This window comes from Alteromonas sp. DY56-G5, assembly GCF_041414725.1.
In the GTDB taxonomy this organism is placed as follows: domain Bacteria; phylum Pseudomonadota; class Gammaproteobacteria; order Enterobacterales; family Alteromonadaceae; genus Alteromonas; species Alteromonas macleodii.
In genome coordinates this window covers 115,138-132,465 of sequence record NZ_JANHZQ010000006.1, presented here as the reverse complement: position 1 = coordinate 132,465, position 17,328 = coordinate 115,138, and the positions used below count along the sequence as shown (strand labels likewise).

Genomic DNA, 17,328 nt, shown 5'->3' with positions numbered 1-17,328 from the left:
ACACTGATACGAATTGAACAAGTATAAAAAAGCCCCGAAAACATAATGTTATCGGGGCTTTTTAAATTCTATACCGGTTTAGCTGTTTAGATAATCAAGTACTACGGTGTGGTGTTCTTTTGTTTTGAACTTGTTGAAAACGTGCTCAATAACACCGTTTTCATCCACGAGGAATGTTTGGCGATGAATGCCATCATACTCTTTACCCATAAACTTTTTAGGTCCCCACACACCAAAAGCGTCGGCAACGGCGTGGTCTTCATCAGAAAGCAACGTAAAGTTTAGGTTTTCTTTTTCGATGAATTTAGGCAGGCGTTTAACTGCATCTGGGCTAATTCCTAGCACAACCACATTTTTCGCCGTTAGTTCTTCGTTTACGTCGCGTAAGCCCTGGGCTTGTACTGTGCAACCAGGCGTCATCGCTTTAGGGTAAAAATAAACCAGTACTTTTTTACCTGCGAAATCAGCTAAAGATACGGTTTCATCATTTTGGTTCTGCAATGAGAATTGTGGGGCTTTATCACCAGCTTGTAACGTTTTCATTGGGATCCTTTTTTTGTTTGTCTACAACTTTGCCTGTCACATTTAACGAAGTGAACAGGGACATTAGATCAGATTCTAGTGCGTCTACATTTTCATTAGAGGGAAGAGAAACAACAAATTTGCAGCGCATGTTGTCTTTACCCGATGTCTTGTCTTTAAATGTGCGTTGTCTAAATGCACTTATCATTGCATGACGCTCGGCAAAAAATCCGGTCACCGCTTTAATCAAGCCAGCTGCATCTTCGCCACTAAACTCGACATTAAAAAGATGGGCAAGGTTTTGCTTTTCGTGATGGCTAGTGCGCTTCATCATAGAAAGCAGGTCAAGACGCTGAAATAGCGAAGGTAAAATACATTCAGCTTTTGTGATAGCGCTTTGCGTTCCTTCTATGATCATGGTCAACGAGAACTCTTTGCCGTAAATGGCTTGCCTGCTATCTAGAATATTGCACTGAGCTTCTGATACCGTCGTTGCAATTTCGCTTAAAATGCCACTTTTGTCTGTCCCCAAGATGGTGACGATAAGTTGGTGTTTCGACATCTACTTCACTTCAATGTTAATAATGTCGGGATGTTAGCACAGAGTTTTTTTATAAGTCAGCGCCTTTTTCTTGCCTTTGAATAAGATATTGTCAAATTCTTGTCATTTTACTTGCGCTATTACTTGTGTTTAAGCACCGACATATTTACCATGTGCGCTCACATTTTTCGGAGAGATTATGTTTACTGGTAGTTACGTAGCACTCGTCACGCCGATGTTCGAAAACGGCGATATTGATTACAAGTCTTTAGAGAAACTTGTGAAGTTTCATGTAGAGCAGGGCACCCACGGTATAGTGTCGGTTGGAACTACTGGTGAGTCAGCAACGCTACCTTTTGATGAACACATCAATGTGGTTAAAGAAACCGTTGCTATGGCATCGGGAGCAATTCCGGTTATTGCCGGCAGTGGCGCAAACTCTACGGCAGAGGCTATTTTTCTTACAGAGCAATTAGGCTCTACAGGTATAGACGGTTTCCTAAGCGTAGTACCTTATTACAATAAGCCTCAACAGGCGGGTATGGTCGCGCACTTTAATGCAATTGCAGACGCCAGCGACTTACCTGTTATTCTTTACAATGTGCCTGGCCGCACCGTAGCCGACATGCTGCCTGAAACGGTGGCTAAATTAGCAACGCACAAAAATATCGTTGGCCTTAAAGACGCGACTGGCAATATTGCACGCCTTAAGGCTACTCAGCCTTTGGTTCCCGATGACTTTGTTTTACTTAGCGGCGATGACGGTTCAAGCTGCGAGTTTATGTGTGAAGGCGGTCATGGCGTTATCTCCGTAACTGCTAACATAGTGCCTAAAGCAATCGCACAAATGTGTGAAGCTGCGCTAGAAAATAATTTTGATAAATGTCGCGATATCGATGAAACCATTAAATTACTTCACAGCGAACTATTTATTGAACCAAATCCAGTAATGCCGAAGTGGGCATTGTATAAAATGGGCATGATGGAAAGCGCAGTTATGCGATTACCTATGGTTTTACCGGAACTATCAAGCCAAAAACGTATCGAAGAACTACTAAAAAAATACGCATTGATTTCTGGTTAATAAGGAACACAGATGAAAAGAACGCTGGCTATAGCAAGTTCAGTAGCGATGGTTGCACTTGCAGGTTGTTCAAGCCAAATAGATAGAAAGACCGCGTCTGGCAGCTACGAATACTTAAAAACTAAAGAACAAGAATCGCTAAAAGTACCTTCTGACTTAGATGCACCTGCTTTTTCTCGTGATTTTGTATTACCTGAGTTAGGTCAAGAGGCCGATTCAAATTTGGTGGGCAAGTCGTTGATGGTTCGCTCGCCAGCATTAGTTTTACCGTTAGTTACAGGTTCTCACATTGAGGAAGGTAAGAGTTCAGCAACCATTTGGTTTGACCAGGTTGACGATAGTCAGCCGCTAAGCCAAGCAATTTGGAACTCGCTTTTAAGTTTCTTAGATGAACAAGGTATTGGTGTAGATAGCTTTAGTCCAGAAGAGAAAGTGCTGGTTACTGACTGGATGGTGATAACTAAAGAAGTCGAAGGTCCTTGGTATAGCTTTATAGATGAAGAAACCGAAATCGGTCGACGTTTTGAATTCAGCTTAGACGTTAAACCTCACGGCCGTAGTGCTGCGCTTACTGTTGAATTAAAGGACTATATGCAAACATTGGGCAACGACGTGGTTGCAGAAGTCTCTTCAATGGAAGAACGTCGCGAAGAAGTTGAGGTGTTGAACCAAGTTGTTGGTCACTATGAGTACCAAATTCAGCTAGCAGAGACACGAAGAATTGCTCGTATCCGTCAGGGTATCAATACCGAGATGGGCTTTAATGCCGATGGTGATGCGGCGTATATCGTAGAAGCTAAGTATGATGTAGCGTGGCCAAGAATGCTGTTAGTACTGCGTAAGCTTGGTTTTGACGTTAAAGATTTAGATAAATCAAACGGCCTATTATTTGTCACTTACAATGGTGATCAAGGTAGTTGGTGGGATGGTTTATTCTCAAGCGATAAAGAGTTACTAAAGAAAGGTGACTATCGTTTGAAAGTTGCAAGAGCGGGTGCAGATCGCACGTCAGTTACCTTCATGAATAATGAAAGTGTACCGTTTGAAGCAAATCAGGTTTCCGACCTTTACAGTGCATTTGCTGAGGTCATGTCAGAAGATAACCTTGATATATAACTGAGACTGAGAATGGAAAAACGCGACGAGCTTTACCGCGGTAAAGCAAAAACTGTTTATTACACTGATGATAGCGATAAACTTATTCTTCACTTTAGAAACGACACTTCGGCGTTTGATGGTGAGAAGATTGAACAGCTAGAACGCAAAGGTGAAGTAAACAACAAGTTTAATCACTTTATTATGACAAAGCTTGAAGAAGCAGGCATTGCAACGCAAGTTGAGGCGCTGGTTTCTGACACTGAGTCTTTGGTTAAGAAGCTCGACATGATCCCTGTTGAGTGTGTGGTGAGAAACTTGTCTGCTGGCTCTTTAGTTCGCAGACTGGGTGTGGAAGAGGGCAAAGAGCTTAACCCACCTATTTTCGAGTTTTTCTTAAAAAATGATGCACTTCACGACCCAATGGTAAATGACTACCATATTTTATCATTTGGTTGGGCAACCGAAGCGCAAATTGCTGAAATGAAAGCATTGACCTTCAAGGTTAACAGTGTTTTGAAAGCACTCTTTGATGACGCGGGTATGTTGCTTGTAGACTATAAACTAGAGTTTGGTGTCGACAAAGATGGCAATATCGTACTAGGTGATGAGTTCACACCAGATGGCTGTCGCTTGTGGGATAAAGAAAACCGTAGAAAGATGGACAAAGACCGCTTTAGACAAGGTTTGGGCTCTGTAGTCGAGACCTATATTGAAGTGGCTGAGCGCTTAGGCTTATCGCTTTAAAACTCTCATCAAGTAATAACTAATTTAAAGAGGACCTTTCGGTCCTCTTTTTCGTTTTAGGCAGTTTGACCTGTCTACGTCGTTGTAAAATATTGTCTCTTGCGTTTAAGCATTTACTTTTCGATACATTACGGGATAAGTTAGCGTACTGCTAAGCATTTTTGCGTTTAAAACTAGGGAGATTCGGTTTGTTGAAAACCTTTGTATTGGTCGCTATTGCCATGATTGCATTTGCTGCTAATTCGCTACTTTGCCGCATGGCTCTTGCTAACACCGATATAGACCCTGCTAGTTTTACTATCTTACGCTTAGCGAGCGGGGCGATAGCGTTGTTACTTTTGTCTTCTTATTTCCTACGTCGCAAAAGTGAGAGCGTGCCTTCTCAAGGCCTTTTTCATGGCCTAAAAACCAACGCCAGCGTACTCGGTGGCATTTCGTTGTTCGTTTACGCTATCTGCTTTTCATATGCCTATATTTCAATGTCCACGGGAACGGGGGCACTTTTATTATTTGGTGCCGTGCAACTCACTATGATTTCCGTAGGATTGTTCAATGGCGAGCGATTTAAAAAATGGCAGTGGTTGGGGTTTGTGTTGGCATTTTTAGGCCTTGTTATCTTACTGTTGCCTAGCGCGGCAGCACCGCCTCTTTTAGCAGGCGCGGTTATGGTTTTGGCGGGTATGGCTTGGGGCGTCTATTCGCTTTTGGGTAAAAAAAGTAGCTCAGCCCTTTTATCTACATCGGGTAATTTTGTCTATGCCGCGTTTTTCTGTGTTCCTTTGGTTGGTGTGGTTTGCTTCGTGGGCGCAGATAATTTTGTCTTAGATAGCGAGGGTGTTTATTACGCGCTTGCATCAGGGGTGTTTGCATCGGGTTGCGGATACGCTATTTGGTACAGCGCGCTTCCCCTTATCAAATCAACCACCGCCGCGACAGTGCAACTGAGCGTGCCTGTCATAGCATCGCTGATGGGGTGGATAGCGCTTGGTGAGCCACTCACAATGCAGATCCTGGTTGCTTCAATAGCTACGTTGGGTGGCATCTACTTGGTTATAAAAAAATAGCGTTTTATACGCTACGTTTAAAACAGAAAAAGCGTTATTTTCCGCCGTGGCGAAATAGTTCTATAAAGTTTAATGGGGGAGCGTTAACGCATATTTCTAGACTAAAGAGCAATATTTGAATTTTCCAACAGTGCTAACGTAGTAGATCACTAAATAATGGGAACGCAGTTATGAACGCAGAAGATCCAATAACGATAAGAAATCCAGGCAGATTGTTAACGCTAACTTATGTTATTTCGCTTTCAGTGATTGCGGTACTGTCTCTGGTTGTTCACTTCATGTTAGATGAAGTCATTTCAGAGCAGAACAATACTGGCAAAATTGTTAACGTAAGTGGTCAGCAACGCATGCTTTCGCAAAGAGCCAGTATGTTTGCGGTCGATTACTTGCAAACTGGCGCTCAAAAATCAAAAAGACTCTCTATAGCTGCGATTGAGAAAATGAAGCAAAACCATCAGTTTCTGCTAGCACCACATTTTGAAGCATTATCAAAAGGTCAACCCAGCCCACTTTCTGAAGAACTGTATAACCTCTATTTTATGCCTCCCTCTGATGTAGATAAGAAAATAAAGTTATTTGAAGGCGAGATAAGGGCCGCACTTTCAGAAAATGGTAATGTTGGCGCTGTCCAGTTTTCTAACGGAAGTTTGATGTTTTTACAACTCGCAGAAAGCGACCTGCTAACACCGTTACACAACATTGTTGGGCAATATGAAAAAGAGAGTTTGGAAAAAGTAAACGACCTTAGAAATGCACAAAACGTAGTGTTGGGCATCATTATTCTCACCATATTAGTTGAAGCGTTTTTCATATTTCGTCCAATGGTGGCAAAGGTAAGTCGTTTTGCCACTAAGCTCCAGCGAGACGCTAATTTTGATTACCTATCTGGTTTACTAAATCGACGGGCATTTCAGATTGTTTCCCAACAAGCAATAGCGGCTAGTCACCGCTACAAGCGATCGCTGTCAGTGGTGATGATCGATATCGATTTTTTTAAACGTATCAACGACACTCACGGCCACGACATGGGTGATAAAGCGATTAAACACGTAGCAAAAATTTTAAAAATGTCTTCGCGTAATGCAGATTGCGTAGCGCGCATTGGCGGTGAGGAATTCGTACTTTTATTGCCTGATACCGACCGCGCAGGCGCCTTCAAGTTAGCTGAAAAGTTAAGAGATCGAATAAGTAAAAACCCTCTAGATGTGAATGGGAAGTTTATTGATATCACTGTTAGTGCGGGTGTATCTTATGTAAAAGAACATCATGACACTATTGAGTCAGCACTATCGGAAGCCGATGACGCATTATATAAAGCCAAAGAGAGCGGCAGAAATAATGTCCAACTGGCTTAACCACGCTATTGAAAGCGTGTTGCACAATGTGCGCAATTCGACCGTGTTGGATTTAGGAGTGAGTTGTGCGCACACCCCCGACTATTGTAAATGAACATGAGAGGCTAGCCGCACTCAACAAACTGAGAGTGCTCGATACCCCACCAGAAGAGCGCTTTGACCGTATTACTCGACTAGCAAGTAGCATTTTTGATTGTAGATTCGCATCCATCACATTTGTCGATGACAGTAGGCAGTGGTTTAAGTCGGCTATTAATCTCGATATGACTGAAACAGAAAGGGATGTCGCCTTTTGTGCCCATGCTATAGCGCAGGACAAAACCTTAGTCGTTCCAGATACTCAAGAGGACCCTCGCTTCAAAAGCAATCCTTTTGTGGTTGGTCATCCTCACATTCGTTTTTACGCGGGTGTTAGGCTGATGATAGAAGGGTTTGCGGTGGGAACGCTATGTGTGTCGGATAATAATCCAAAAATATTCAATTGCGTTCAAATACAGCAATTAGAGCAGCTTGCAAAACTTGTAGAGTCGGAACTACAGCGACAAGAATTCAATGATCTCTCAACTCAGTTGGAAGAGTACCAATTTAAGCTAGCTCAAACACAAAAAATCACCCGTGTGAGGAGCGCTATTTTAGAGAAAGTGGTAAATGCAGAGTCATTGCATACCGTACTCCACGACATTGTGAATGCTATAGAGGCCGAATACACAGATCAAGTTTGCAGTATCCTGCTATTAGAAGATGGCAAGCTGAAAAAGGGTGCTGCGCCTTCTTTACCCGACTTTTATAACGACGCTATCGATGGCGTTGAGTTTGGTGCAGGCAGGGGATCATGTGGAAATACAGCCGCGACGAACTTACCGACCATTGTTGAAGATATCAGTACGCACCCGTTTTGGACCGATTGGAAAGATTTAGCATTGCGCGCTGGTGTATGCTCTTGTTGGTCACAGCCAATACAAGGAGCTAATGGTGACGCTATTGGTACTTTTGCAATTTATCATAGAGAAAGAGCAGTACCGACAGCGGACGAAATGCGCTTAATCGAACAGTTCGCGCATATCGCTAGCATCGCTATTGAAAGAGAGCTGGCGAATCAACTTATATGGAAGCAAGCTAACTTTGATTCTTTGACAGGACTTCCTAACCGAAACCTTATGTTGGATCACTTACAGTTAGCCATTAAGGCTGCCGATAGAGAGAGCGATAAGGTAGCGGTGATATTCTTGGACCTTGATAATTTCAAAGATATTAATGACACGCTTGGTCACGATATAGGTGATAAGCTTTTAATTGAGTGCGCCAGAAGAATAAAGCAGTGTTTGCGTTCAGATGACACCGTTTCCCGATTAGGCGGTGACGAATTTGTCATTATCCTAAACGGCATTAAAGGCCTAAGTTCTATAGAACTGGTCGTACAAAAGCTACTTGGCGAGATCGTAAAACCTTATAGTTTAGAGCTGGAACGTGTGCATACTAGCGCGAGCCTAGGTGTCACCTTATATCCGGACGACGCAAAAGATGTCAAAGGCCTGTTAAAGAATGCCGACCAAGCGATGTACGGTGCTAAAGATCTCGGTAAAAACAACTATCAGTATTATACCCACGACATGCAAACTGCAGCAATAAAGAGAATGACCTTGTTGAATGATTTGCGTTATGCAGTTAAGAACAAAGAATTGTTTATTGAGTACCAGCCAATTGCATGTTTCAGTAGCCAGAAAGTGATGAAAGCTGAAGCGTTACTTCGATGGCAGCATCCCACGAAGGGGAGAATTACACCAGATGAATTTATTCCACTTGCTGAAGAATCTGGACTCATCATTGATATCAGTAATTGGGTATTTAATGAAGTCTGTGCCAATATCAAACAATGGAAAGCCCAAAACCGTCAAGAGCTGCAGGTGAGTATTAATACGTCACCTAGCCACTACTTCAATTTAGAATCTAATATAACTCAATGGTTAAACCTGCTTTTAGACCAGAAGATCTCTGCGCGTTCTATACTTCTTGAAGTCACGGAAAACTTATTAATGGAAGCCAATGAGATGGTGTCCAAGAAGCTTTTCCAGTTTAGGCAAGCAGGCGTTGATATCGCGTTGGATGATTTTGGTACAGGTTACAGCTCTATTTCTTATTTAAAGCGCTTTCCTACAGACTTTATCAAGATTGACAGGAGCTTTGTGAAGTCGATGACTGACGTTAGCAATGATAAGGTGCTGTGCGAAGCCATTATTGTGATGGCGAATAAACTCGGAATAAAGGTAGTAGCGGAAGGTGTCGAGACACAAGAACAATACGATATTCTAAAAAGCATGGGCTGTGATTATGCGCAGGGTTATTTCATTGCAAAACCGCTCAGCAAATCAGACTTTGAGTCCTTTTGGGAGAGGCACTAGCGCAACTTTGCCGCGCTAGTGCTTAATTTAATCGGGCTTAAGATAGCGTTGCTAAGGCTTTTCCAGAGTATTGCTCTAGTTCGTTGGTGCGGTTTTCTTTTATTTTGTTTGCCCAGTTTGGATCTTGTAGTAGCGCTCTTCCTACAGCAACCAGATCAAATTCGCCAGCGTCTAAACGTTCAAGTAAATCATCGACTGAGCGAGTGCTGGAATCTTGCCCTTTGAATGCGCCGAAGAAGTCGTCATTTAGCCCAACTGACCCTACCGTTATGGTGGGCTTGCCAGTTAATTTTTTCGTCCAGCCTGCAAGGTTTAAATCACTGCCTTCAAATTCGTTTTCCCAATAGCGGCGCTGAGAACAATGAAAAACATCTACACCAGCTTCACTTAGCGGAAGAAGAAACTGTTCTAGTTCTTGGGGCGTGTGCGCTAAACGAGCGGTGTAATCTTGTTGTTTCCACTGCGAATAGCGCAGTACGATCGGAAAATCGGGACCTGTTGCATCACGTATGGCTTTAATTATTTCAACCGCAAATCGTCCACGATTTTCCATGTTACCGCCCCAACTGTCAGTTCGCTGGTTTGTGCCTTCCCAGAAGAACTGGTCGATTAGATAACCATGAGCACCGTGAATCTCAATTCCATCCATACCGATAGTTTTGGCATCTGCTGCTGCTTGTGCAAAGGCAGTAATCACGGATTCAATGTGTTCAACGGTCATAGGTTCAGCGCCCTGTTTTCCTGGTTTGAATAAACCTGAAGGCCCTGCACTTGGAAGTTCAGGATAAGGCGCTTTTTCCGCTACCCTCGCCATACCCACGTGCCATAGTTGAGGCATAATTTTCCCACCGACACTGTGAACTTCATCTACCACATTTTTCCAACCGGCTAGCGCTTCATCGCCATGGAATTGAGGGATATTTGCGTCCATCGTAGCGACTTTATCGTTTACTGTAGTGCCCTCGGTGATAATCAAACCTGTGCCACCTTGAGCGCGGCGCTTATAGTAACCAGCTACATCGTTGGTAGGTACGCCGTTAGGCGAAAATTGACGAGTCATGGGGGCCATAACAATTCGGTTGGTTAACGATAGGTTGCCCTGTGAGTAAGGCTTAAACAGTGCGTTAGCTGCCATTTTTTGTTCCTGATTTCTTTATTGCAATTGGGGCCGTTTGTACTTTCATCATAGAAAATGAAACGCCGCCATTATTATAGAAGTGTTAAACAAGTCATTAAGTTGGGGATTGTTGAGTCTTGATGTACAACAAAGAATAACTGGCTCTAGTATATCCTGCGTGATGTGTTGCAGGAATAACATGATGGCTACCCAACTAAAAAACTATGGTTGATTCCAGATACTACTGTCGAGTGAGGGCAAGTCAATTTTCAAATGTTGATAGTAAGCCATAAGTAAAAGTGAGCTAAGAGCGCCATATCAGAAGCTCTCTTTCAGATATGAGCAGGCTTAATCTAAAATCTCTACAATTTCCCTTGTGGCTTGAAAAAGGCGTACCACTTTGTTTTCAATGCGAACTGTTACTAACCCGTCTTCTCCCAAAGGCACAATGATGCGGGCATGGTTGTAAATATCACGATCTAAACGATTTCCAACGGCTAGCTTTTTTTCCCAACCCGGCGGTAATTCACCTGTTCGTTCATACTTTTTTTCTATACCCGGAGGGAGTGATTTATCTTTATGAGGGTTAGGGTTGGCGCAAGCAGGTAAACTATTTGCTGCTAGTACGGTTGTTATTCCGATAATAGGTAGAACTTTCATTGTTAACCTCGCAAATTACGTGAAAGCGATGCCCCATTTTGATGTAATTATCTACGCAAACTATTGCGATAGTGCTTTGAACAAAAGGGCATGTAGACTCTGCATTAAAATATCTGTTTTTAGACAATCAGCAATTAAAAATAGAGAAGTCTACAAGGTGTATACGAAAATCATACCAGGCCGAGTCTACATGCTAAAAAAATCTAAAATTAGGCGTGCGGCGTGTTAACGTTAAAACGTTTATAATTGCTAACGAACAAGAAAAACGATAGTTGAGTCTAAAACAAAGAACGTGACATTTTATAAGTGACAAATGAAGGATGACAATGAGTGATATTGCATTTACCCGTGAGGAAAAAGACGCGCTAGTCGCTAAACTGCAACGATATTTTGATGATGAATTAAGCGTGGAACTTGGTCAATTTGACGGAGAATTTCTTCTGGACTTCATTAGTAAAGAAATGGGCGCATCGTTTTATAATAAAGGCGTAAACGACGCGAGAGCCGTTGTAGCATCTCGCTTACAGGTCATTGATGAAGAATTGTATGCCATCGAAAAAGTACTTTAAATTCAGAAATAAATTAAGCCTGCATTTGCAGGCTTAATCATTAGATGGCCAATCAATACCATTACGTTAGAAATGAGCTGTATTAGAGTTCCTGACGGGTAGGTCTGATGATCATTTCGTTTATGTCTACGTCGCCAGGCTGCTCTATGGCAAACGTTACTGCACGTGCAATAGCATCTGCATCGATAGCATCGTCATACATATCATCTGCCATTTGCTTTGAGTCTTTGTGAGAAATGTGGTCAGTAAGTTCTGTCGCCACTGCACCAGGTGAGATGTTGGTAGAGCGAATTTCACCATTTGACTCCCTGCGAATGCCTTCACTTATTGCTTTAACAGCGAATTTAGTTGCGCAATAAACCGTTGCTCCAGGGAACACAACATGACCTGCCACAGAGGAAAGATTGATAACATGCCCGCTTTTTTGCTCTCGCATTTGTCCTAATACAGCTGCTACTCCATACATAACGCCTTTTATGTTTACATCTATCATCTGATCCCACTCGTCAACTTTCATCTCGTCAAGCGGAGCGAGTGGCATAAGACCAGCATTGTTGACGAGCACGTCAATACGCCCATAGGCATCTATGGCCGCTTTCGCAAGCGCCTTGACTTCATCCTTTTTCGTGACATCTACCGTTTGATAAGTAGCTTGGCCACCTGAAGATTCAATTTCATCTACAAGTTTTTTAAGACGGTCTTCACGGCGGGCGCCCAACACTAATTTAGCACCTTTATCCGCAAGCATTTTCGCCGTTGCTTCTCCAAGCCCGCTACTTGCACCTGTAATGATGACAACTTTTCCAGAAACTTCACTCATAACATTATCCTTACGTTTGATTAGTGTTAAGTTGCTACGTAAAACTATTGAAGTGGATTACTCTAACGCGCAGAAACACTGTGAGTGTGATAGTGAGAACGATGAATGAAGATTTTACAGCGGTACTTTTATTTTTAGCGGGCATTTAGCCACGCAACAACAAGGAAGAATTTCATCGTCGTCAATGAAGGCGAGGGGATCTGTGGTGTACTCAACTTCGCCTTCAATTAGCTTTGTGCGGCATGCACCACAAAAGCCTTCACGACAATGGTAGTGAATATGAACGTCCGCTGCTTCAAGGGCGTTTAAGATAGTGGAATCAGAAGGGGAAATAATCGCCCCCACATCGACAACGTCGATGCGGAGTGATTTATCGTTGCTGCTCATTAAGCTGTAGTTTTACAGCTCAAAATCAGCAAAGTCGTCTTCGCTCACGGCAGAGTCGATTTGACCAACAAGATAAGAGCTGATTTCAGACTCTTGAGGTGCCACTTGCACGTTGTCTGAATTCAAATAGTTATTCATCCATGGAAGTGGATTACTGCTTATCTCGAACGGGGTGTCTAGACCAATAGCAGACATACGTTGATTCGCAATGTACTCAACGTACTGGCAAAGAATTTCTTTATTCAAACCAATCATTGAGCCGTTTTGGAACAAGTAGTCAGCCCACTGCTTTTCTTGCTCAACAGCGTTCATGAAGATAGCGCGCGCTTCTTCTTTACACTCTTCTGCAATTTGCGCCATTTCAGGGTCATCTTTACCCTTAGCCCACAAATTAAGGATATGCTGTGTTGAAGATAAGTGCAGATTCTCGTCACGGGCAATCAAACGAATAATCTTAGAATTACCTTCCATCAGCTTCCGTTCAGCGAAAGCGAATGTGCAGGCAAAAGACACGTAGAAACGGATTGCTTCCAGTGCGTTCACCGAGTTCATGCATAGGTAAAGCTTCTTCTTAAGCTCATACATGTTGATAGTGTGTGCAACACCATTCACTGTATGTACGCCTTCACCCTGTGTCTGCCAAAGCTGAGTGGCGAAAATGAGATCATCGTAATATTTAGAAATATCAGCAGCACGTCGCTTAATTTCGTCATTCACTACGATATCTTCGAATATTTCGCTTGGGTCTGAGAACAAGTTTCTCAAAATATGGGTATACGAACGTGAGTGAATAGTCTCGAAGAAAGACCATGTTTCAACCCAAGTTTCTAACTCTGGTAGTGAAATAATAGGCAAGAACGCGATGTTCGGGCTACGGCCTTGCACCGAATCTAACAGGGTTTGGTACTTAAGGTTCGAAATAAAGATGTGCTTTTCTGGGTCGGTCAATTTTTGGAAATCAACACGGTCGCGAGAAACGTCAACTTCTTCAGGGCGCCAAAAAAAGCTAATTTGCTTCTCAATAAGCTTTTCGAATATGGCATGCTTTTGCTGGTCGTAGCGTGCAACGTTTACGGGGTTACCGAAAAACATCGGCTCGATCAATGGATTAGTACTTTGCTGATTAAACGTAGTGTATTTCATGATGGCCTAACTAAAAACTTAATGATTAACGCGTATTATTGTTTGTATTCTTGCTGCGAAACGTTAATGGCAAATGCAGTTAACTCCTTTTATGCATTTGCCATTTAAACAGGGGGCGTGTTCTAAATCTTACACGCACCACCTGCACAATCATCATCTTCCTCTACAACCACTTCTTCTTGACGTGGCATAGGCTCGCTCGCTTTAGCATCGAGAGCAGATGTGTCTGACGCGCCGTCGCGAGTGTTATGATAATAAAGTGTTTTAACACCCAGTTTATACGTAGTAAGAAGGTCCTTAAGAAGAAGCTTCATTGGTACCTTGTTACCTTCGTAACGGCTTGGATCGTAGTTGGTATTCGCTGAGATAGTTTGGTCGATAAACTTCTGCATGATACCAACAAGTTGTAGGTAACCATCGTTTGAAGGAATATCCCAAAGTAGCTCGTATTGGTCTCTTAGCGTTTCGTACTCAGGTACAACTTGCTTAAGAACACCATCTTTGCTCGACTTAATGCTGATAAAACCACGCGGAGGTTCAATGCCGTTTGTCGCGTTAGAAATCTGAGAAGACGTCTCTGACGGCATTAATGCTGACAGCGTAGAGTTACGCAATCCGTGAGTTTTGATTTCTTCACGAAGTGCATCCCAGTCGTAATGAAGTGGTTCATTACATACGCTATCAAGATCTTTCTTGTAGCTATCAATTGGCATGATGCCTTGAGAATAGGTGGTTTCGTTAAACTTAGGACACGCACCTTTTTCTTTAGCAAGATTGTTCGACGCTTTAAGTAGATAGTACTGCATTGCTTCGAACGTGCGGTGAACTATACCGTTCGCACTGTGATCAGAATATTTAACGCCATTTTTAGCAAGGTAGTATGCAAAGTTGATAACACCAACACCCAGCGTACGACGTCCCATTGTTGCGTTATATGCAGCAGGAACAGGATAGTCTTGGTAATCAAGCAGGTTATCTAGGGCACGTACAGCAAGATCAGACAGCTCTTCAAACTCGTCAAGAGACTTAATCGCACCTAAGTTAAACGCTGACAGCGTACAAAGTGCAATTTCACCATTTTCGTCGTTAACGTGCTGTAATGGCTTAGTTGGTAGTGCAATTTCAAGACACAGGTTGCTTTGACGTACAGGCGCAACTTCTGGGTTAAACGGACTGTGCGTATTACAGTGGTCAACGTTTTGAAGATAAATACGACCTGTGCTTGCACGCTCTTGCATGAACAAGCTGAATAGCTCCATGGCTTTAATTTGCTTTTTGCGGATGCTGTCGTCGTTTTCGTATTTAACGTATAGCTCTTCAAACTTCTCTTGGTCAGCAAAGAAAGCATCGTAAAGACCTGGAACGTCAGACGGGCTGAATAGTGAGATATAGCCGTCTTTCATCATGCGCTGGTACATTAGTTTGTTGAACTGAACGCCGTAATCTAGGTGACGTACACGGTTTTCTTCAACACCACGGTTGTTCTTAAGCACTAACAGTGATTCAACTTCCATATGCCAAATAGGGTAGAACAGCGTAGCAGCGCCACCACGAACACCACCTTGTGAACAGCTTTTAACGGCTGTTTGGAAGTATTTGTAGAACGGAATACAACCCGTATGGAATGCTTCACCGCCGCGAATAGGGCTACCTAGTGCGCGAATACGGCCTGCGTTTACACCGATACCCGCACGCTGGCTTACGTATTTAACAATGGCACTTGCGGTTGCATTGATTGAGTCTAGGCTATCGCCGGTTTCGATAAGTACACATGAGCTAAACTGGCGAGTAGGCGTACGTACGCCAGCCATGATAGGTGTAGGCAATGACAGCTTGAATGTTGAAGCGGCATCATAGAAGCGGCGGATGTAGTCCATACGCGTCGCTTTATCGTAATTTGCGAAAAGACATGCCGCCACTAAGATATATAGGAACTGTGCACTTTCGTAGATTTCACCTGTAACTCGGTTTTGAACCAGGTATTTACCTTCAAGCTGTTTAACTGCAGCGTAGCTGAAGTTCATGTCTCGCCAATGGTCGATATACGAGTCCATTTCAGCAAATTCTTCAGGCGTGTAGTCTTCAAGCAAGTGCTTATCGTATTTGCCCATATCAACCATCTTACCTACATGCTCAAGTAGGGCAGGCGGCTCAAATTGACCATAGGCTTTTTTGCGAAGGTGGAAAATGGCCAAGCGCGCAGCTAGGTATTGATAATCTGGCGCATCGGTAGAAATAAGATCTGCCGCTGATTTGATCAGGGTTTCATGGATCTCGCTAGTATTGATACCGTCATAAAACTGGATTTGTGCCTTGATTTCAACTTGTGAAACTGAAACGTTTTTAAGTCCTTTGGCTGCCCATGTCACGACTTTGTGGATTTTCTCTAAGTCGATGGACTCTTTTTCACCGTTGCGTTTGGTGACTAATAAGTTGTTGTTCATGTTACTGGCCGTTTGTCTGTTAGCGCTTGATGCGTGGGCTATGTTATGCCCATTTTCATTTTTAATTTATTGAGTGTGAGTGACATTATCACCATTGGCTCACGCCAGATAACAACACACACGAAAGCGGCCTAAACCAATACTGAAAGTACAAAGTAGAGACTGCTCATTTAATTTTTTCACTGCATTTATATTTTCAGCGAGGTTGATGTCACACACTGCATATGGCATTGCCATAATCTCGTTAGCGATCTGTGCGATCCCAGAAAATCTGCATTGGGATCACGTGCTGAATTAAACACAAGATAGTGAGGTTTTAGTCTTAATGCAACCCAATATCTGGTGGTATTTCAAGCACTCAATCTGGCATGAAATTTATGTTAGTAACAACTAACTTTTTAGCGTTCTACAAGCGTAAAATATCTGGATTGCAAGCATTTTTAATTATTTCTTCGACATAAAAATTAATTTATTCTTAGAAAATAGTTTTTATATAAACACGATATATGGTGTTTAAAATATCGCCGCAACCCAATATATAGTGTTAAATTAATTTTGCGCTACTGTATATAGTAAGTAGTTAACGTCGACATTATTCGCAGAGAGATAAAAGCCTTGAGAAATTGGGTCCATGTGTAGACCTGTCATATCTCGAGGCAGCAAACCAGCATGATCGGTCATCGCCATAAGTTCAGATGGTTTGATGAACTTACTGTGATCGTGGGTGCCCTTTGGAACCAGTTTAAGGATATATTCCGCTCCCACGATCCCCATCAGATACGACTTTAGGTTTCGGTTAAGCGTAGAAAAGAAAACATGGCCACCAGGCTTAACCAACTTAGCACAGGCCAATACAACAGAAGCCGGGTCGGGTACATGCTCTAACATTTCCATACAGGTTACCACGTCGAACTGTCCCGCATTTGCTTCTGCGAATGCTTCGGCAGTTGAACATACGTAGTCAACTTTTACACCTGATTCTAAACCGTGCAGCTTCGCTACTTCTAACGACGCTTCAGCCATATCCAAGCCGGTTACCGTCGCGCCTGCACGCGCCATAGACTCTGCTAAAATACCGCCACCACAGCCAATATCGACGACCTTTTTGTCAAACAGGCCTTCACTGTGTTGATTAATGAAGTCTAAGCGAAGTGGGTTAATAAGGTGCAATGGCTTAAATTCGCCTTCTGGATCCCACCAGCGTGAAGCGAGTTCAGAGAACTTATTGATTTCTTGTTGATCGACGTTCGTCATGAGTAAAACAATCCTTAATCTATCTCTTTTTAAGATATCGTAAATCGAGGTTGTGTTTCACTGTTTTTAAACAGAAATAGACAAATTATAAGAAGGGTCGAACGAAAAATAATCGCTTGCCTTTTAG

General features: G+C 42.8%; 16 protein-coding genes. 7 read left to right on the top strand and 9 right to left on the bottom strand.

The genetic code is table 11. The features are described from left to right. Window positions 1–78 precede the first annotated feature (78 nt). On the bottom strand, window positions 79–543 hold the full coding sequence (gene bcp / locus NO989_RS04880; RefSeq protein WP_014949662.1) for a thioredoxin-dependent thiol peroxidase: 465 nt from the start codon (window positions 541–543) through the stop codon (window positions 79–81). Then, window positions 521–1,084, bottom strand: a complete 564-nt coding sequence (locus tag NO989_RS04875; protein ID WP_014976680.1) for a glycine cleavage system protein R — start codon at window positions 1,082–1,084, stop codon at window positions 521–523. The genes bcp and NO989_RS04875 overlap by 23 nt, the downstream gene beginning before the upstream one ends. A 178-nt stretch (window positions 1,085–1,262) precedes the next feature. Here NO989_RS04875 and dapA point away from each other — a divergent pair, with 178 nt between their 5' ends. From dapA to NO989_RS04845, 6 genes are all read left to right on the top strand, one after another. Beyond that, a complete protein-coding gene (gene dapA / locus NO989_RS04870) occupies window positions 1,263–2,147 on the top strand; it encodes a 4-hydroxy-tetrahydrodipicolinate synthase (RefSeq protein ID WP_014949660.1) in 885 nt (294 codons plus the stop codon). A gap of 12 nt (window positions 2,148–2,159) precedes the next feature. Further along, window positions 2,160–3,263: an outer membrane protein assembly factor BamC gene (bamC, locus tag NO989_RS04865; protein WP_014976679.1), complete on the top strand. Its 1,104-nt coding sequence runs from the start codon at window positions 2,160–2,162 to the stop codon at window positions 3,261–3,263. A gap of 12 nt (window positions 3,264–3,275) precedes the next feature. Next, the gene (gene purC / locus NO989_RS04860; protein ID WP_342325175.1) at window positions 3,276–3,989 is read left to right on the top strand and encodes a phosphoribosylaminoimidazolesuccinocarboxamide synthase; all 714 of its coding nucleotides are present in this window, start codon (window positions 3,276–3,278) and stop codon (window positions 3,987–3,989) included. A gap of 188 nt (window positions 3,990–4,177) precedes the next feature. Then, window positions 4,178–5,053, top strand: coding sequence for a DMT family transporter (locus tag NO989_RS04855; protein ID WP_039227637.1), 876 nt, complete (start codon window positions 4,178–4,180; stop codon window positions 5,051–5,053). Window positions 5,054–5,223: 170 nt separating this feature from the next. Then, the gene (locus NO989_RS04850; RefSeq protein WP_014949656.1) at window positions 5,224–6,408 is read left to right on the top strand and encodes a diguanylate cyclase; all 1,185 of its coding nucleotides are present in this window, start codon (window positions 5,224–5,226) and stop codon (window positions 6,406–6,408) included. A 65-nt stretch (window positions 6,409–6,473) separates the two neighbouring features. Beyond that, complete coding sequence (locus NO989_RS04845) at window positions 6,474–8,807, top strand: EAL domain-containing protein (RefSeq protein WP_371342158.1); 2,334 nt, start codon at window positions 6,474–6,476, stop codon at window positions 8,805–8,807. A gap of 37 nt (window positions 8,808–8,844) precedes the next feature. Here the strand turns inward: NO989_RS04845 and NO989_RS04840 are convergent, their stop codons facing one another. Continuing rightward, window positions 8,845–9,942, bottom strand: a complete 1,098-nt coding sequence (locus tag NO989_RS04840) for an NADH:flavin oxidoreductase (protein ID WP_039234623.1) — start codon at window positions 9,940–9,942, stop codon at window positions 8,845–8,847. A gap of 330 nt (window positions 9,943–10,272) precedes the next feature. Further along, on the bottom strand, window positions 10,273–10,584 hold the full coding sequence (locus NO989_RS04835; protein ID WP_371342156.1) for a hypothetical protein: 312 nt from the start codon (window positions 10,582–10,584) through the stop codon (window positions 10,273–10,275). Window positions 10,585–10,910: 326 nt separating this feature from the next. Between NO989_RS04835 and NO989_RS04830 the strand changes: the two genes are divergently transcribed. Next, the gene (locus NO989_RS04830) at window positions 10,911–11,153 is read left to right on the top strand and encodes a DUF2164 domain-containing protein (RefSeq protein ID WP_014949652.1); all 243 of its coding nucleotides are present in this window, start codon (window positions 10,911–10,913) and stop codon (window positions 11,151–11,153) included. An 82-nt stretch (window positions 11,154–11,235) separates the two neighbouring features. On the opposite strand, the gene NO989_RS04825 is transcribed toward NO989_RS04830, so the two are convergent. From NO989_RS04825 to ubiG, 5 genes are all read right to left on the bottom strand, one after another. Then, complete coding sequence (locus NO989_RS04825; RefSeq protein WP_348671106.1) at window positions 11,236–11,973, bottom strand: SDR family oxidoreductase; 738 nt, start codon at window positions 11,971–11,973, stop codon at window positions 11,236–11,238. A 114-nt stretch (window positions 11,974–12,087) separates the two neighbouring features. Then, window positions 12,088–12,360: a class I ribonucleotide reductase maintenance protein YfaE gene (gene yfaE / locus NO989_RS04820; protein ID WP_014949650.1), complete on the bottom strand. Its 273-nt coding sequence runs from the start codon at window positions 12,358–12,360 to the stop codon at window positions 12,088–12,090. 12 nt (window positions 12,361–12,372) lie between these two features. Then, on the bottom strand, window positions 12,373–13,503 hold the full coding sequence (nrdB, locus tag NO989_RS04815; protein ID WP_014949649.1) for a class Ia ribonucleoside-diphosphate reductase subunit beta: 1,131 nt from the start codon (window positions 13,501–13,503) through the stop codon (window positions 12,373–12,375). Between the two features lie 122 nt (window positions 13,504–13,625). Next, window positions 13,626–15,947: a class 1a ribonucleoside-diphosphate reductase subunit alpha gene (gene nrdA / locus NO989_RS04810; protein WP_371342154.1), complete on the bottom strand. Its 2,322-nt coding sequence runs from the start codon at window positions 15,945–15,947 to the stop codon at window positions 13,626–13,628. A gap of 549 nt (window positions 15,948–16,496) precedes the next feature. Beyond that, entirely contained in the window at window positions 16,497–17,201 is a 705-nt protein-coding gene (ubiG, locus tag NO989_RS04805) for a bifunctional 2-polyprenyl-6-hydroxyphenol methylase/3-demethylubiquinol 3-O-methyltransferase UbiG (RefSeq protein WP_014949647.1), read from the bottom strand. Window positions 17,202–17,328: the final 127 nt, after the last annotated feature.

Excerpts from the sequence above, each read along its gene's own strand:
- nrdB (WP_014949649.1), bottom strand. The coding sequence starts at position 13,503 with ATGAAATACACTACGTTTAATCAGCAAAGTACTAATCCATTGATCGAG.
- NO989_RS04850 (WP_014949656.1), top strand. The coding sequence starts at position 5,224 with ATGAACGCAGAAGATCCAATAACGATAAGAAATCCAGGCAGATTGTTA.
- bcp (WP_014949662.1), bottom strand. The coding sequence starts at position 543 with ATGAAAACGTTACAAGCTGGTGATAAAGCCCCACAATTCTCATTGCAG.
- NO989_RS04835 (WP_371342156.1), bottom strand. The coding sequence starts at position 10,584 with ATGAAAGTTCTACCTATTATCGGAATAACAACCGTACTAGCAGCAAAT.
- nrdA (WP_371342154.1), bottom strand. The coding sequence starts at position 15,947 with ATGAACAACAACTTATTAGTCACCAAACGCAACGGTGAAAAAGAGTCC.
- ubiG (WP_014949647.1), bottom strand. The coding sequence starts at position 17,201 with ATGACGAACGTCGATCAACAAGAAATCAATAAGTTCTCTGAACTCGCT.
- NO989_RS04830 (WP_014949652.1), top strand. The coding sequence starts at position 10,911 with ATGAGTGATATTGCATTTACCCGTGAGGAAAAAGACGCGCTAGTCGCT.
- purC (WP_342325175.1), top strand. The coding sequence starts at position 3,276 with ATGGAAAAACGCGACGAGCTTTACCGCGGTAAAGCAAAAACTGTTTAT.
- dapA (WP_014949660.1), top strand. The coding sequence starts at position 1,263 with ATGTTTACTGGTAGTTACGTAGCACTCGTCACGCCGATGTTCGAAAAC.
- yfaE (WP_014949650.1), bottom strand. The coding sequence starts at position 12,360 with ATGAGCAGCAACGATAAATCACTCCGCATCGACGTTGTCGATGTGGGG.
- NO989_RS04825 (WP_348671106.1), bottom strand. The coding sequence starts at position 11,973 with ATGAGTGAAGTTTCTGGAAAAGTTGTCATCATTACAGGTGCAAGTAGC.
- bamC (WP_014976679.1), top strand. The coding sequence starts at position 2,160 with ATGAAAAGAACGCTGGCTATAGCAAGTTCAGTAGCGATGGTTGCACTT.
- NO989_RS04875 (WP_014976680.1), bottom strand. The coding sequence starts at position 1,084 with ATGTCGAAACACCAACTTATCGTCACCATCTTGGGGACAGACAAAAGT.
- NO989_RS04840 (WP_039234623.1), bottom strand. The coding sequence starts at position 9,942 with ATGGCAGCTAACGCACTGTTTAAGCCTTACTCACAGGGCAACCTATCG.